The sequence below is a fragment of the Phyllobacterium sp. RCAM01083 genome (genome assembly GCF_055685835.1).
In genome coordinates, this window is record NZ_JBVFZN010000003.1 from 339,283 (window position 1) to 355,050 (window position 15,768).

Sequence of the window (15,768 nt, forward strand, 5' to 3'; positions counted from 1 at the left end):
CTCAGTTCACCTCGCTTGCAGCGACAAGACGCGGACGGGTCGTCCGTTGTTCGATATGTTTGACAGGGTTCGGCACATGCACGATGCGCTTGACGAAAATGCCCGGCGTATGGATATGGTCGCCGTCGATCTTGCCCGCATCCACAAGGTTTTCAACCTCGGCAATCGTCACCTTGGCGGCTGTCGCCATGATCGGATTGAAATTGCGGGCGGTCTTGCGGTAGACGAGATTGCCTTCGGTATCGCCCTTGAAGGCGTGAACGATGGACAGGTCGGCAAACAGGCCGCGTTCCATCACATAGGACTCGCCATCGAACTCGCGCACGTCCTTGCCGTCGGCAATGATGGTGCCGACGCCGGTCTTGGTGAAGAACGCCGGAATACCCGCGCCACCGGCGCGGATGCGCTCGGCCAGCGTGCCCTGCGGATTGAATTCCAGCTCCAGTTCGCCGGAAAGATACTGCTGGGCGAACAGTTTGTTCTCGCCGACATAGGACGAGATCATCTTGCGGATCTGCCTGGTTTCCAGAAGCACGCCAAGACCGATACCGTCAACGCCCGCATTGTTGGAGATGACCGTCAGATTCTTCACGCCGGAATCGCGGATCGCATAGATCAGGGCTTCCGGAATGCCGCACAGGCCAAAGCCTCCCGCCATGATCGTCATGCCGTCAAACAGCACGCCATCCAGCGCATCGCTTACATTTGATCGTACTTTTTTCAAGAACACTCTCCCATTGTTCTGCATCCTCTGCGGCAGGGTCTGAACGCTGCCGTTGCCGCAACGGTATGGCTTGTCTTGATGGCACAGGTAGTCGTATTAATACTGCATGACCACAGCCGAGTTTCCTATCTCCGACATTGCCGTTTCAGGAAGCGCAAAACGCTTCGTGCTGACCGACATGCCGGTGCCGATGGTCTATGCGACACACCGTATCATACGCGATTGCAATTTCGAATTCGCCGAGACCTTCGGCTATGAACGCGGCGAACTGATCGACCAGAGCTTCAGCCGCCTCTATCCCAAGATCACCGACTTCGTGCGTACAGGAGAAATGTGGCGAACGAATTTCGCCGGCGGGCGCGTCTATTACGACGAGCGGGTGATGCGGCGGCGCGACGGCGCCAGCTTCTGGTGCCGGGTGCGCGGACGCAGCGGCAACCACGCCGATCCCTTTGCCGAAGCGCTCTACTGCTTCGAACCGATGAACCGGACGGTGGCAGGCAATGCCAGCCTCATTTCCGACAGGCAGAAGCAGGTGCTGACGCTTGTTTCCCAAGGCAAGACCAATGCGCAGATTGCCCTAGAAATCGGCCTGTCGAAACGCACCATCGAGGCGCACCGCGCCCGCATCATGCGCGCGTTCGGGCTGCACAACAGCGCCGAACTCATCGCATGGTTTTCATCCCTGCGCTGATCAGAATGTCGGCGGCGTGCAGGCACTGACGACCTCGCAGGGATTGGGGCCGACACAGCGGAAGCGGTGCGGCTGACGGCTTTCGAAATAATAGGCGTCGCCCGGGCCGAGAATGCGCCGCTGGTCGTCGACGGTCACTTCAATCCGCCCGCTGATGACGACACCGCCCTCTTCCCCCTCGTGCACGAGCATGACCCGGCCCGTATCGCCGCCGGGTTCATAGCGCTCTTTCAGGATCTGCAGGGCACGGCCGAACAGGTTCTCGCCGATTTGCAGATAGGAGATGTTGCCCTTGCCGATTTCGACCAGTTCACCCGCCTCGTAGAACACCTTCTGCTTGCGGTCAGGTTCAAGGGCGAAGAATTCGGACAGGCCGATGGGAATGCCATCAAGAATGCGCTTGAGCGCACCGACCGAGGGATTGGTCTGATTGGACTCGATCAGCGAGATGGTGGAGTTGGTCACGCCCGCCCGCTTGGCCAGTTCGCGCTGCGACAGGTTGTGCCTTTGCCGCAGGAAACGCAGACGCCCGCCCAGATCAATTTGCATCGGATGCCCCTTTGGCTGTTCTACATGTTCGATATAATGAATTTATGAATGACATATTCAGTAAAATCAATGCTTTATATGAATATAGAAAAGGACTTGTTGGTGAATAGAAAGCATGGCTCCCTGTGATGAGAAGAGGAGTCGCCCCACATGCTCATGAGCAATACACCATCTCTCGAAAATTATTGGATGCCCTTCACGGCGAACCGGCAGTTCAAGGCAGCTCCGCGCCTGCTCGCCTCCGCCAAGGGCATGTACTACACCGATGTCGATGGCGGACAGGTGCTGGATGGCACGGCTGGCCTCTGGTGCGTCAATGCCGGGCACGGGCGCGAAAAGATCGCCGATGCCGTGGCGCGCCAGTTGATCACCATGGACTATGCGCCGTCGTTCCAGATGGGCCACCCCCTCGCCTTCGACTTTGCCGAAAAACTTGCGGCGCACGCGCCGGGCGGCAAGAAGGCCGGCCTGACAAAAGTATTCTTCACCGGCTCCGGCTCGGAATCCGTCGATACCGCGCTGAAGATCGCCATCGCCTATCAGCGCGCCATAGGACAGGGCACGCGCACCCGGGTGATCGGCCGTGAGCGCGGCTATCACGGTGTCGGCTTCGGCGGCATTTCCGTCGGCGGTCTTGTCAACAACCGCCGCGTCTTCCCGCTCCTGCCGGGCACCGACCATATCCGCCACACGCACGATCCCGTCCGCAACGCCTTCGTCAAAGGCCTGCCTGAACACGGCGCTGATCTGGCCGACGATCTGGAGCGGCTGGTCGCGCTGCACGGTGCCGAAACCATCGCCGCAGTCATCGTCGAACCGGTTGCGGGGTCAACAGGCGTTCTCCTGCCGCCGAAGGGCTATCTCGAGCGTTTGCGCGCACTCAGCCAGAAGCATGGCATCCTGCTGATTTTCGATGAAGTCATCACCGGCTTCGGCCGCCTCGGCACTCCGTTTGCCGTAGACTACTTCGGCGTGGTGCCCGATCTCGTCACCACCGCCAAGGGCCTGACCAATGGTGCGGTCCCCATGGGCGCGGTGTTTGCCAGCGAAACCATTTACGACGCACTGATGCATGGCCCCGAGAGCCAGATCGAGCTTTTCCATGGCTATACCTATTCCGGGCATCCTGTCGCCTGCGCGGCCGGTCTGGCCACGCTGGAAGTCTACGAGGAGGAAGGGCTTCTGACCCGCGCCGCTGATGTGGCAGAGCACTGGCAGGATGCGATCCACAGTCTCAAGGGCCTGCCCGGTATTGTCGACATCCGCACCATTGGCCTCGTTGCCGGCATAGAACTCGCCTCGCGTCCCGACGCTGTGGGTGCTCGCGGCTACGATGTCTTCACCGACTGCTTCAAGAAAGGCCTGCTGGTGCGCGTGACCGGCGATATCATCGCGCTGTCGCCACCCTTGATCGTCGAGAAGGAACAGATCGACACCATCGTGTCGATGCTGGGCGACGCGATCAAGAACGCCGCCTGATCAGGGCGTTTTCAGAATTGCCGAGAAGCGCGGGTCAAAGGCCCGCGCGATCGGCTCCGCTGCCGCTCCCAAGGCGACTGACCAAGGATCAGCGAGCCCTGCCTGAAGGCGGGGCTCGGGGTAGCGCAGAGCCCGGTCCGCTATCGACGGCATCAGGGGCCCCATCCGCTCGATCAGGCGGTCAATCAGCGCTTTGGGCGCGCCGCCGCACAGAATGGTGGTCTGCGGATCGAAGATCGATTCCAGCATCTGAACGGTGCGGCGCAGCCGGTCCGCCGCGTTGTCGATCCAGCGCTCCACTTCGGGACCACCATTGACCACCGCATCGGTGACCAGCGCGAAAAGCCGGGGGTCCGAAGGGTCGATACCCAGCACGTTGCACAGCGAGGCCATGGACGTGTAGTGCTCCAGCGGCTCGACATTCGCATCGTCGCCGGGAGCCAGCGCCAGCATCATGCCGATCTCGCCGGCATTGGAGTAGGCGCCGCCATAGATCTCGCCATTGAGGATCAGTCCGGCGCCAAGACCATAGCCGAGATAAATGCACACGACATGGTCAAGGCCATGGGCGGCGCCCAGCAGCCTTTCCGCCGTTGCCGCCGCCGAGGCGTCGTTCTGCAGGGCAACTTCGAGGCCGGTGCCTTCGGCTATCCGTTCGGCCAGCGGAAAGTTCTGCCAGGCTGTCATCATCCATGGATCGTCATAGAGCTCATTGATGCCGAAGGGGCCGGGCATGGCAAGGCCGAGCCCGACGAGCTTTCTCGCCGCATGCGGGAATTGCGCTGTCAGCGTTTCACAGGCCTTCTTGACGATATCGAGAATGACAAGAACCCCTTCCGCCGGGCCGCCGGAGGGTAATTTGGATTCCGTCTGCACCAGCACGTCGCCAACCAGGTTGACGATGACGGTGCGCGTGACATGCCGGTCGATCTGCAAGCCGACGGCGAAAGCGCCATCGGGCACCAGATGGTACGGTGTGGCAGGCTGGCCCCGGCCCTTGCGGACACTGGCCTGCGACTGCACGAGTCCGTCCCGGGCCAGTTCCTCGATGATGTTGGACACGGTCTGCGGGGTCAGTCCAGTGGCACGGGCAAGGTCAGCGCGGGACAAGGCGCCATTGACCCGCAGCGCATCGATCATGATGCGACGGTTGTGTGCGCTCGCACCACCCAGATTGGTTCCGCTCTTGGCCCGGATCGATTTTCTCGCGTCCATTCCGCCCCCTCTTGACACCAGATCAATATTGATCAAGAAATAAGTCAAAACAATTGATTTAATCAAAAGACCGCAAGAGTCTTGGGGAACGTGAGCACTGGCTGGACGTAGGCACGTCGCGGACAGTCCTGAATGACAAAAGCTCCCGCGCATAATGACCACCAACCGGCACCCGTTCATCACGGACAGGTTCCGGGCCACAAGAGCCAAATAGGAGGTACCATGTTGAAATCCATCCAGACCGCGCTGCTTGGCGCAACACTTCTGGGAGCAGCGCTTGCCTCTCCCGCCCATGCAGAAACCAAGATCAACGCGCTTTTCATGGCGCAGGCTGCCTATAGCGAAGCCGATGTCCGCGCGATGAGCGAGGCCTTCACCAAGGCCAATCCGGATGTCACCGTCAACCTCGAATTCGTGCCCTATGAAGGCCTGCACGACAAGACCGTCCTGGCCCAGGGCTCGGGCGGCGGTTACGACGTGGTTCTGTTCGATGTGATCTGGCCGGCGGAATACGCCACCAACAAGGTGCTGCTTGACGTCTCGGACAAGATTACCGGCGACATGAAGACCGGCGTGCTTCCCGGTGCATGGACCACGGTGGAGTATCAGGGCAAGCGCTATGGCATGCCATGGATTCTCGACACGAAGTACCTGTTCTACAATAAGGAAATCCTCGAAAAGGCCGGCATCAAGAACCCGCCGAAGACCTGGGCGGAACTGACCGAGCAGGCCAAGACCATCAAGGACAAGGGCCTCCTGGCAACACCGATCGCCTGGAGCTGGTCGCAGGCGGAAGCCGCGATCTGCGATTACGCCACGCTGGTCAGTGCCTATGGCGGCAGCTTCATCAAGGACGGCAAGCCCGTCTTCCAGTCGGGCGGCGGCCTCGATGCCCTCAACTACATGGTCGACAGCTACAAGTCCGGCCTGACCAACCCCAACTCCAAGGAATTCCTGGAGGAGGACGTGCGCCGCATATTCCAGAACGGCGAAGCCGCCTTCGCGCTCAACTGGACCTACATGTACAACATGGCCAATGATCCGAAGGACAGCAAGGTCGCCGGCAAGGTCGGCGTTGTTCCCGCTCCGGGTATCGACGGCAAGAGTGCCGTCTCCGCCGTCAACGGCTCGATGGGCCTCGGCATCACCTCCACCAGCAAGCATCCCGATGAGGCCTGGAAGTATATTGCGTTCATGACCTCGCAGCAGACACAGAACCAGTATGCCAAGCTGAGCCTGCCGATCTGGACATCATCCTATGCGGATCCCGCGGTCTCAAAGGGCCAGGAAGAGCTGATTGCTGCCGCCAAGCAGAGCCTTGCGGTGATGTATCCGCGCCCGACGACGCCAAAATATCAGGAGCTGTCGACCGCCCTGCAGCAGGCAGTGCAGGAATCGCTGCTCGGCCAGGCCAAGCCGGAAGATGCGCTCAAGACAGCCGCCGCAAACAGCGGCCTGTGATACCGCGACGTGCTGCTTCACCCCCCTCTGCCCTGCCGGGCATCTCCCCCACAAGGGGGGAGATCACATCGACATGAAGCTCTTGAGCGATTTGTCATGGTGAAGTGTGCTTGATGTCGCTTAAGCTGGCTGATCTCCCCCCTTGTGGGGGAGATGGGCGGCAGCCCAGAGGGGGGGTGAATTGACACCACGAATTGATGAAACAGGCGTTCCTTCATGACGAGCAATTGGATTACGACACGCGCGTGGCTCCTGATGCTGCCACTTCTCATCGTCATGATTGCGATTATCGGCTGGCCGCTGGTCGATACCGTGCGCCTTTCCTTTACCGATGCCAAACTGGTCGGCACGGCAGGCAGCTTCGTTGGCCTCGACAACTACGTGAAAATGCTGTCCGGTTCGAATTTTCAGCGGACCCTCGTTACCACCACGCTGTTCGCCGTGCTTTCGGTCGCAGCGGAAATGGTGATCGGCGTTCTCGCCGCTCTGCTCCTGAACCAGCAGTTCTATGGCCGCTCCGTCTTGCGGGCGCTGATGATCCTGCCATGGGCCCTCCCCACTGTGGTCAATGCCACCTTGTGGCGGCTGATCTACAACCCGGAATATGGCGCGCTTAACGCGGCGCTCACGCAGATCGGCCTTCTCGATACCTATCGCTCATGGCTCGGCGAGCCCGGCACGGCACTGACCGCCCTCATCGTTGCAGACTGCTGGAAGAATTTTCCGCTGGTGGCGCTGATCGCGCTCGCCGCGCTGCAGGCCGTGCCGCGTGACATCACGGCTGCGTCGATGGTGGACGGTGCCGGTGCCTGGTCCCGGTTCCGTTTCGTCATCATGCCCTATCTCGCCGGCCCGCTGATGGTGGCGCTGGTCCTGCGCACCATCGAAGCATTCAAGGTCTTTGACCTCATCTGGGTGATGACGCGCGGCGGCCCGGCTAACAGCACCCGCACGCTGTCCATCCTCGTGTATCAGGAAGCCTTCTCGTTTCAGCGCGCAGGGTCCGGAGCGTCGCTTGCCCTGATCGTCACGCTTCTCGTCACCGTTCTTGCCGTCGCCTATGCCGCCTTGATCCGAAAAAGCGCAGGAGCCTCCTGATGGAACGCCGCAGCCTGACAGCCACGATCCTTGTCCATGCCGCAGCGCTCCTGCTGGCGGCGGTCATCCTTGCGCCGGTGGTCTGGCTGTTCATCATGAGCATTTCGTCGACCACCGACCTCATCACCAAGCCGTTGCGCTGGTGGCCCGAAACCATCGACCTCTCACGCTATGGCGTTCTCCTGTCGAGCGTCGCCAACAGCGCCGGGGAGGCATTTGTCGCCTCGCTTTTCAACAGTCTCAAAGTGGCGGGCATGGCAACAGCGGCGGCGCTTGTTGTCGCCATACCCTCGGCCTGGGCGGTGTCGCGCACGCCAAGCGTCGGCTGGTCCCTCTATGCGGTCATCGCCACCTACATGCTGCCGCCGGTGGCGCTCGCCGTTCCACTCTATATGGCACTGTCAGCCCTAGGTCTTCTCAACAATGTTTTCGGACTGGCCCTGGTGTATCTGACCATCCTTGCGCCCTTCACCACATGGCTGATGAAATCCGGCTTCGATTCCATTCCGCGCGAAATCGAAAGCGCCGCGACGGTCGATGGTGCGCGGCTTGACCAGATCCTGCGCCTGATCACCCTGCCGTTGGCTGCGCCCGTTATGGCCACGGCGGCGCTCTTTGCCTTCCTGCTCGCCTGGGATGAATTCTTCTATGCCCTGCTGTTCACCTCCGACCAGCGGGCCAAGACCCTCACCGTCGCCATCGCCGATCTTGCAGGCGGCCGGGTCTCCGATTACGGACTGATCGCCACAGCGGGTGTGCTGGCCGCCCTGCCGCCGCTGATCATCGGTCTGTTCATGCAGCGTGCCCTGATTTCGGGCCTGACCAATGGCGGCGTCAAGGGATGAGCATGACATCTGACCAGAACCGGCCCGCCGGCCTTGTGGCGATCGAAAAGGAAATGGCGCGGCAGAATGCCGATGCAATCGCGTCCTTCGAAGCGGCAAAGCCGCTTGCCACAACAATCGCCCAATCGCTGCGCAAGACCGGACGCCTCCTTCTGCTCGGCATGGGGGGCTCCCACGCGGTCAGCCGGGCCGTCGAGCCGCTCTATCGCAGCCTGGGGATCGATGCGGTGGCACTGCCCCTGTCGGAACAGCTCGGGCAGCCGGTGCCGATAAGCGGCAAGACAGTGTTTGTAACGTCCCAGTCCGGTGAAAGCGCCGAAGTGCTGCGCTGGTTTGCCGAAGCGGGCGTGGCGCCCGATACGTTCGGCCTGACGCTCGAAGGCGGATCGACGCTGGCCCGCACCGTGCCCTCGCTCGTGGGTGCCGGCGGCACCGAAAACGCCTTTGCCGCTACACGTAGCCTGACCGTCAGTTTTGCTCTGCATCTTGCTGTTTTGACAGCGCTTGGCGACGATCCCTCGGCAGCGCTCGAGCGCCTTCAACGCGGCAGCACAGCGCAGATCGATGCGGCCGTCAAAACACTCTCCGATGTTTCCTCGGTGGTTACATCGGGGCGCCGTCTGCAGGGTGTTGCAGAAGCCATAGCGCTCGGCCTCACCGAACTGTCGCGCATCCCCTGCTTCTCGCTGGAAGGCGGGCAACTGCGGCACGGGCCGATGGAAATGCTTGGCCCAAAGGTCGGTGTCGTGCTGTTCCGCGGCAAGGATGCCACCGCCGGACTGGTTGCCGGAATGGCTGTGTCTGCGTGCGAAGCAGGATCGCCTGTGGTGGTGTTCGAGGCCTCGGGCGAAAAGCCGATTGATGGCGTTACCACCGTCAATGCCGGAGAAGCTGCCGGGATCGCCGCCATTTTCGCGCTGCTGCCCGCCGCGCAGCATTTCATGATCGCCTTTGCCGGTGAACGGGTCGCCGATGTCGGAACGCCCGTGCGCTCCACCAAGATTACGCGGAGCGAATAGGATCATGCGCCCACTGGCCGTCATTGGAAACGTCAACGTGGACCTGATCCTCGGCCCCGCCGACCCCTGGCCGACGCCCGGCACCGAGATCATGGTCGATTACGACGAACTGCGTGTCGGCGGTTCGGCCGGCAATTCGGCTTTGACCTGGGAAGGGCTCGGCATCGACTTCCAGATCGCCGCCAATGTCGGCAGCGACCAGTTCGGCCAATGGCTGCGCGAGGAATTCGGCGTGCGCGGCCAGCGCTGGCCTGTCGCCCCGATGGGAACAACCCTGTCCGTCGGCATTACCCACCCCAATGGCGAGCGCACGTTCTTCACGACGCGCGGCCATCTCGGCGCCCTGTCCTGCCCGGATGTGCTCGCCATGCTGGACACGCACCGGTTGCGCGGCGGTCATGTCCTCCTGTGCGGTTCATTCCTGACCGATGCGCTCGTTGCGGACTATGACGCGCTGTTTGACTGGGCCGATGCCAACGATATCCGCGTCGCGCTCGATACCGGCTGGCCAGCCGACGGCTGGAGCGACGCCAACCGTGCGGCGACCCGCCGATGGCTGTCGCGCTGTCACTGCGCCCTGTTCAACGAGGTGGAAACAACGCGGCTTGCCAACAGCATCGAGCCCGCAGACGCGGCGCGCACGCTGAAGGCGCTGATGCCGGAAAACGCCATCGTCGTGGTCAAATGCGGATCGGACGGTGCCCTGGCCATCGGTCCGGACAATCAGCTGGTGACGACCGATGCACCGATGGTGTCCGTTGCCGACACGATCGGCGCCGGCGATGTTTTCAATGCGGCCTTCCTGGCCGCCCTTGCGCGGGAAATGCCCCTGCAACACTGCATCGCCGCCGGTGTCCATGTGGCGTCCAAAGCCATCTCGACCGTACCGCGCCGCTATGACAGCCATGACCTCGACACCACGCCGGAGAATGCGCAATGAGCGCCCTTGAACTCATCGACATCAGGAAACGCTACGGCGTCATCGAAACCCTGAGAGGTATTGACCTGTCGCTTGCCAGCGGCGAGTTCCTGGTGCTGCTCGGCTCCTCCGGCTGCGGCAAGTCCACGCTCCTCAACATCATTGCGGGGCTGGCGGAAGCAACCGAAGGCGACGTGCGCATCGGCGACCGCTCCGTGACCGGCGTGCATCCGAAGGACCGGGACATCGCCATGGTGTTCCAGTCCTACGCGCTCTATCCGAACATGTCGGTGGCGCGCAACATCGGCTTCGGGCTGGAAATGCGCAAGGTTCCGGCGGCCGAACGCACGGACGCCGTGCGCAAGACCGCAAAAATCCTGCAGATCGAAAACCTGCTTGAACGCAAGCCTTCCGAACTTTCCGGCGGCCAGCGCCAGCGCGTCGCCATCGGCCGGGCTCTGGTGCGCGATCCGCAAATTTTCCTGTTCGACGAGCCGCTGTCGAACCTCGATGCGAAACTGCGCATGGAAATGCGCACCGAACTGAAGCGCCTGCACCTGATGCTGGGGACGACGATTGTCTATGTCACCCATGACCAGATCGAAGCGATGACGCTGGCAACCCGCATCGCCGTGATGCGCGACGGCCAGATCGAGCAATTGGCAACGCCTGATGAGATCTACAACCGCCCGGCCACCCGTTATGTCGCCAGCTTCGTCGGCTCGCCGCCGATGAACATGCTGGAGGCCACGGTCGCCGAGGGTATCGCCCATATTGACGGATCGCTGAGCGGCTTTGCGCTTCCCGCCGATATCCGGGAAAAGGCCGGTCAGGCACGCGATGTCGTCATCGGCATCCGCCCCGAAAGCCTCAGCCTTGCTCCGGCTGGCGATGCGGCGCTCGGCATCGATGCCATGGTCGAGGTGGTGGAGCTGACCGGCCCCGAACTGGTGGTCACATCAACCATCGGCAGCCAGCGCCTGACCGCCAGCCTGCCACCGAAATCGGCGGTGACAGCCGAGATGGCCCAGCGCTTTGCCATCGATGCCGGTGCCCTGCACATTTTCGACAAGGCGACCGATAGGCGGCTCTAGCCTTCCAGCAGATAGTCCGGCATGTCCTTCAGCCGGGCGATATCGCGCAGCGGCGGCTGGCCGAACAGGCGCGCATATTCGCGGCTGAACTGCGACGGACTGTCATAACCCACCGCGTGGCCTGCCGTTGCCGCGTCCAGCGACTGGCTGAGGATCAGCCGCCGTGCTTCCTGCAGCCGCAATTGCTTCTGGTATTGCAGCGGGCTCATCGACGTCACCGCCTTGAAATGCTGATGGAAGGAGGACGGGCTCATATTGGCTTCGGAGGCCACATGCTCGATGCGCAGCGTCTTGCGGAAATTGCGCTTGATCAGTCCGATGGCCTTGTTCACCTGATGCAGGCGGCTTTCCGACTGGGCGATCTGGCGCAGGCGGCCGGACTGTTCGCCCGTCAGGAGCCGGTAGAGCAGTTCACGCTCGGTCAGCGGCGCCAGCATGGAAATGTCCTTCGGCGTATCGAGAAGGCGGACAAGCCGCACGACATTGTCGAGCAGGTCCGGCCCCATCGGATTGAGCGACATGCCGCGGTCGGGCAGCTGGTTGCTGAAACTTTCCTTCGGCGCTTCCAGCAGCAATGCGCTGAGCATGGTGGGATCAAGGTCAAGGCGCAGCGACAGATAGGGCTCGTCTTCCGACGCTTCGATGACATGACCCACAATCGGCAGATCAACGGAAACGGTCAGATAGGTCGCCTTGTCATAATAATAGACCTCGTCACCCAGCATGGTGCGCTTGCGGCCCTGGGCGATCACACAGACCGCCGGTTCATGCACCACATGGTTCGGCTCCGTCGGTGCCGTGGCACGGGCGAGGTTCAGGCGCGGAATATCCGTCGAAAACAACCCATCGGCACCCGTGTGCTTTTCGATCAATTGTGCAAGCTCGGTAATTTTGTCCACGGCAGCTCTCCTCGGGTAATGCCCACCCTATCTAGGTGTCATCACGCGCGCGAACCAGAGCCGAACCGCCAGCTTTGATCCGCTTTGGAGGATTGTGCAATCATCCGGCAGTTTTGGTCAATCGCGACGGCGCGCTCTACGCCGCCCTGCCGCTTGCGATCTGGCGGATGAAATGGCCGGGCTCGATAGCGACGATGCGATCCTGCGGCACCGCTGACAACCGCCGGACTTCGTCGACATTGGCCGCCTTCAATTGCGCCTTCGGATCGTCGAACCGCATCTGCGGATCGGGCACCGCCGACAGGAGAAGCCGGGTGTAGGGATGCTGCGGGTTGTCGATGACCTTGTTGACATTGCCCCATTCGACGATCTGGCCGGCATACATGACGACAATGTCCTCGGCGACGTAGCGGGCAGTGGCGATGTCATGGGTGATATAAAGTAGCGCAAGCTTCATGTCCCGCTTCATCTCGTTGAGCAGGTTGAGCACGCCGAGACGCACCGAGACATCCAGCATGGATGTCGGCTCGTCCGCCACGATCACTTCGGCGCCGACCGCCAGCGTGCGGGCGATGTTGACGCGCTGGCGCTGTCCACCCGACAGTTCATGCGGGTGTTTGCGCGCGACGATTTTCGGGTCGAGCTTGACCCGGGTCAGCAGTTCCTCGATGGCAGCATCAACCTGTTTTCCCTTGAGGTCACGCCGGTGCAGCTGCAGCGGGCGGCGCAGGTGATAATCGATGGTATGGGCCGGGTTCAGCGAGGAAAACGGATCCTGGAAGATCATCTGCACCGAGCGGCGATAGGCGGCGAGCGCCCTGGCGTTGTCGGTCGCGACAGGTTTGCCCTTGAACAGCAGCTGGCCTTCGCTTGGCATGTATTCCCGCATCACCAGCCGGGCGCAGGTGGTCTTGCCGCTGCCGGATTCACCGACAAGCGCAAGGGTCCGGCCGGCATGCAGCTCGAAGGAAACCGACTGCGCCGCATTCACCTTGAAGGGCGCCGTGCCGAAGGACTTCGACACGCGGTCGAGCGCAAGGATAGCGGTTTGCGGATCGCTCATATCGATACCTTCTCCATCACCGGTTCTCCGTGCAGCGACGGGAAGGAAGCCCAGAGCTTTTTGGTGTAGTCGTGCTGCGGCGCGCCAAAAATGTTTTCCGCGGTGTTCTGCTCCACGAGCCTGCCCGCCAGCATGATGCCGATGCGGTCGCAGAACTGCACCATCAGGCCGAGGTCATGGGTGATGAACAGCACGGAAAAACCGAAGGTGCGGCGCAGTTCGTTGATGCGCTGCAGGATTTCGCGCTGCACCACCACATCGAGCGCGGTGGTCGGCTCGTCCATCACGACGATCTTCGGATTGAGCGCGAGACAAATGGCAATGACGATACGCTGGCGCATGCCACCGGAAAACTGGTGCGGATAGTCCTTCATGCGATCCGGCGGAATATCGACAAGACGCAGCATCTCCGCCGTCCGCTCGCGCGCCTGCGCCCTGTTCATCTTCTGGTGCGTGCGCAGCACGTCATAAAACTGTTCCTGGACGCGCAGCACGGGATTGAGCGAATTCATGGCGCTCTGGAACACCATGGCCACTTCACGCCAGCGGAAATCCCGCAGCTGTGCCGGGTTGAGATCGAGCACATCCCTGTCCTCGAGCAGTATCCGGCCGGAGCGGATCAATGCCGGCGGCTTGTGCAGCCGGCTGATGGCAAAGGCGATGGTGCTCTTGCCGCAACCGGATTCTCCGGCAAGACCGAAGACTTCGCCGCGGGCGACGTCGAAGCTGACATCGTCCACAGCGCGGAAATCCAAGGTGTCGCCGATATAGTCGATGGTGAGGTTTTTCACCTGAAGCAGCGGTGCAGTCACAGGCGGCCCTCCCCGGAGCGGATCAGTGCCGACCAGCGGCTCATGCTGTTTCCCGTGCGAAGGCGCGGATTGGCGATCTCATCGACGGCAAAGTTCAGCAGCGACAGGCCGATCCCCAGCAGCGCGAGAGCAAAACACGGGGTCAGGATATCCCACCAGGCGCCGACGGACAGGGCTGACGCTTTTTGCGCGTTATACAGCATCATGCCCCAGGACACGGTCTTGGGATCACCAAGACCAAGGAACTCCAACGTTGCTTCCGTGATGATCGCAAAAATAACGCTGCCGATGAAGTTGATGCCGACGATGGAAATCAGATTGGGGAAGATTTCAAAGGTCATGATGCGCCAGCGCGGCTCGCCCATCATTTCGGCCGATTTGACGAAATCCTTCTGCTTGACCGACAGGGTTTCGGCGCGGGTAACGCGCGCGCCCCAGGCCCAGGACGTGCAGCCGAGGATGATGGCAATGACCAGCGGGCTGGCCTGACCGATGAAGGAGGCAAGCACCAGCAGCAGCGGCAGGTTGGGCACCACCAGCACCATATTGGTGAAGAAGCTGATGACTTCATCCGTCTTGCCGCCGCGATACCCGGCAATGATGCCGAGCGCCGTGCCCAGCACCGTGATCAGGAGCCCGGCGCCGAAGCCGACGGCAAGCGATGTCCGCGCCCCGTAGATCAGCCGGGCAAAGACATCCTGGCCGATGCGCGTGGTGCCGAGCCAATGCTCGGCCGATGGCGGCTGATGCGGCCGGCCGACGCGCGCTGCCGGGTTATACTCTGTCAGCAGCGGTGCCGCGAGGGCGATCAGGACGATGATCAGAAGAATGATCATGCCGACCAGGGCTTTGCGGTTGCGGACAAGTCCGGCGATGAGAGGTTGCATGGCTCATGTCCTCCGCAGGCGCGGATCGAGCAGCACATAGCTGATATCCACGATGAAATTGGCGACAAGCATGGCGATGGTCATGATCAGGAGCTGGCCCTGAATGACGGGATAGTCGCGGGCGAGAATGGCCTGATAGAGGATATTGCCGAGGCCGGGATAGTTGAACACGACTTCGGTCACCAGCGAACCGCCGAGCACGGTGCCGATGGCGATGGCAAGACTGCTGACCGTTGGCAGCAGTGCATTGCGCGCCGCATACCAGATCATGACCCGGCTGTCGGAAAGCCCCTTGGCCCGCCCCATGACTATATAATCCTCGCCAAGAAGATTGATCATGTTGTTGCGCATGGTGACGGCAAAGCCGCCGGTCAGCACCGTACACAGGGTCAGCATCGGCAGGATGCCGTGATAGAGCACGCTGAGGATATAGGTCAGGGAGAACGCGGGATCGAGCGCCGGATCGGCGGAATAGCCGGTCGGGAACCAGTTGAGCGTGAAGCCGAAGAAGAAGAGTACGATGAGCGACGTGACCACCGCCGGAACGGAGGTGGCGAAGATCGCGCCGACGGACACGACAACGTCGAAGACACTGCCGCGCCGCCAGGCGGCGAGAATGCCGAGGAATGTCCCAAGCGTGAAACTGATCAGCGTGGCGGTTCCCATCAGCGCCACGGTCCAGATCAGGGCGTGGCCGAGAACCTCCGTCACCGGCAGCGGGAAATATTTGATCGACCGGCCGAGGTCACCGGTAAAAATGCTCTTGAGATAGGTGAGGTACTGCTGCCAGAGCGGCCCGTCGACAAAGCCGAACGTCAGTTTCAGCGACGCGAGATTTTCCGCCGACAGTTCCGTGCCGGTGCTGGAAAACATGATCTGGATCGGATCCCCCGGCATCAGGCGCGGCAGGAAGAAATTGATCGTGGCAGCCGCAATGAAGGCAGCCAGATAGAATCCGAGGCGTCGAAGCAAAAAAGCCATATGCATCTCCCATCGCGGCGGGGACAGGT

16 protein-coding genes are annotated in these 15,768 nt (G+C 61.6%); 8 read left to right on the forward strand and 8 right to left on the reverse strand.

The features are described from left to right. Window position 1 precedes the first annotated feature (1 nt). Window positions 2-748 (reverse strand): CoA transferase subunit A, encoded by a 747-nt coding sequence (locus tag ACZ25R_RS03130; protein ID WP_472460017.1) that lies wholly within the window; start codon window positions 746-748, stop codon window positions 2-4. 82 nt (window positions 749-830) lie between these two features. Here ACZ25R_RS03130 and ACZ25R_RS03135 point away from each other — a divergent pair, with 82 nt between their 5' ends. Next, window positions 831-1,418, forward strand: coding sequence for a LuxR C-terminal-related transcriptional regulator (locus ACZ25R_RS03135; protein ID WP_223614743.1), 588 nt, complete (start codon window positions 831-833; stop codon window positions 1,416-1,418). Here ACZ25R_RS03135 and ACZ25R_RS03140 read toward each other — a convergent pair whose 3' ends face one another. Then, window positions 1,419-1,967 (reverse strand): cupin domain-containing protein, encoded by a 549-nt coding sequence (locus tag ACZ25R_RS03140; RefSeq protein WP_223614742.1) that lies wholly within the window; start codon window positions 1,965-1,967, stop codon window positions 1,419-1,421. A gap of 150 nt (window positions 1,968-2,117) precedes the next feature. Here ACZ25R_RS03140 and aptA point away from each other — a divergent pair, with 150 nt between their 5' ends. Continuing rightward, the gene (aptA, locus tag ACZ25R_RS03145; protein WP_288192075.1) at window positions 2,118-3,446 is read left to right on the forward strand and encodes an omega-aminotransferase AptA; all 1,329 of its coding nucleotides are present in this window, start codon (window positions 2,118-2,120) and stop codon (window positions 3,444-3,446) included. Here aptA and ACZ25R_RS03150 read toward each other — a convergent pair whose 3' ends face one another. Further along, window positions 3,447-4,661: an ROK family transcriptional regulator gene (locus tag ACZ25R_RS03150; protein ID WP_403182029.1), complete on the reverse strand. Its 1,215-nt coding sequence runs from the start codon at window positions 4,659-4,661 to the stop codon at window positions 3,447-3,449. Between the two features lie 222 nt (window positions 4,662-4,883). Between ACZ25R_RS03150 and ACZ25R_RS03155 the strand changes: the two genes are divergently transcribed. From ACZ25R_RS03155 to ACZ25R_RS03180, 6 genes are all read left to right on the forward strand, one after another. After that, window positions 4,884-6,122, forward strand: coding sequence for an extracellular solute-binding protein (locus tag ACZ25R_RS03155; protein ID WP_472460018.1), 1,239 nt, complete (start codon window positions 4,884-4,886; stop codon window positions 6,120-6,122). A gap of 216 nt (window positions 6,123-6,338) precedes the next feature. Further along, on the forward strand, window positions 6,339-7,220 hold the full coding sequence (locus ACZ25R_RS03160; RefSeq protein WP_464664817.1) for a carbohydrate ABC transporter permease: 882 nt from the start codon (window positions 6,339-6,341) through the stop codon (window positions 7,218-7,220). Next, on the forward strand, window positions 7,220-8,065 hold the full coding sequence (locus ACZ25R_RS03165) for a carbohydrate ABC transporter permease (protein WP_130271882.1): 846 nt from the start codon (window positions 7,220-7,222) through the stop codon (window positions 8,063-8,065). The genes ACZ25R_RS03160 and ACZ25R_RS03165 overlap by 1 nt, the downstream gene beginning before the upstream one ends. Next, a complete protein-coding gene (locus ACZ25R_RS03170; protein WP_472460019.1) occupies window positions 8,062-9,084 on the forward strand; it encodes an SIS domain-containing protein in 1,023 nt (340 codons plus the stop codon). The genes ACZ25R_RS03165 and ACZ25R_RS03170 overlap by 4 nt, the downstream gene beginning before the upstream one ends. Before the next feature lie 4 nt (window positions 9,085-9,088). After that, the gene (locus tag ACZ25R_RS03175; RefSeq protein WP_472460020.1) at window positions 9,089-10,024 is read left to right on the forward strand and encodes a PfkB family carbohydrate kinase; all 936 of its coding nucleotides are present in this window, start codon (window positions 9,089-9,091) and stop codon (window positions 10,022-10,024) included. After that, the gene (locus tag ACZ25R_RS03180; RefSeq protein WP_472460021.1) at window positions 10,021-11,097 is read left to right on the forward strand and encodes an ABC transporter ATP-binding protein; all 1,077 of its coding nucleotides are present in this window, start codon (window positions 10,021-10,023) and stop codon (window positions 11,095-11,097) included. Before ACZ25R_RS03175 ends, ACZ25R_RS03180 begins: the two co-directional genes overlap by 4 nt. On the opposite strand, the gene ACZ25R_RS03185 is transcribed toward ACZ25R_RS03180, so the two are convergent. The 5 genes from ACZ25R_RS03185 to ACZ25R_RS03205 all read right to left on the reverse strand — a co-directional run bounded on the left by ACZ25R_RS03185 (window position 11,094) and on the right by ACZ25R_RS03205 (window position 15,739). After that, window positions 11,094-11,996 carry an AraC family transcriptional regulator gene (locus ACZ25R_RS03185; protein WP_105733355.1) on the reverse strand — a complete coding sequence of 301 codons (903 nt, stop codon included), beginning with the start codon at window positions 11,994-11,996 and terminating at the stop codon, window positions 11,094-11,096. The genes ACZ25R_RS03180 and ACZ25R_RS03185 overlap by 4 nt on opposite strands. A 136-nt stretch (window positions 11,997-12,132) precedes the next feature. After that, a complete protein-coding gene (locus tag ACZ25R_RS03190) occupies window positions 12,133-13,059 on the reverse strand; it encodes an ABC transporter ATP-binding protein (protein ID WP_472460022.1) in 927 nt (308 codons plus the stop codon). Continuing rightward, the gene (locus tag ACZ25R_RS03195) at window positions 13,056-13,871 is read right to left on the reverse strand and encodes an ABC transporter ATP-binding protein (protein WP_472460023.1); all 816 of its coding nucleotides are present in this window, start codon (window positions 13,869-13,871) and stop codon (window positions 13,056-13,058) included. The genes ACZ25R_RS03190 and ACZ25R_RS03195 overlap by 4 nt, the downstream gene beginning before the upstream one ends. Next, window positions 13,868-14,746, reverse strand: coding sequence for an ABC transporter permease (locus ACZ25R_RS03200; RefSeq protein WP_223614936.1), 879 nt, complete (start codon window positions 14,744-14,746; stop codon window positions 13,868-13,870). Before ACZ25R_RS03200 ends, ACZ25R_RS03195 begins: the two co-directional genes overlap by 4 nt. A gap of 15 nt (window positions 14,747-14,761) precedes the next feature. Continuing rightward, a complete protein-coding gene (locus ACZ25R_RS03205; RefSeq protein ID WP_105733352.1) occupies window positions 14,762-15,739 on the reverse strand; it encodes an ABC transporter permease in 978 nt (325 codons plus the stop codon). Window positions 15,740-15,768 lie beyond the last annotated feature (29 nt).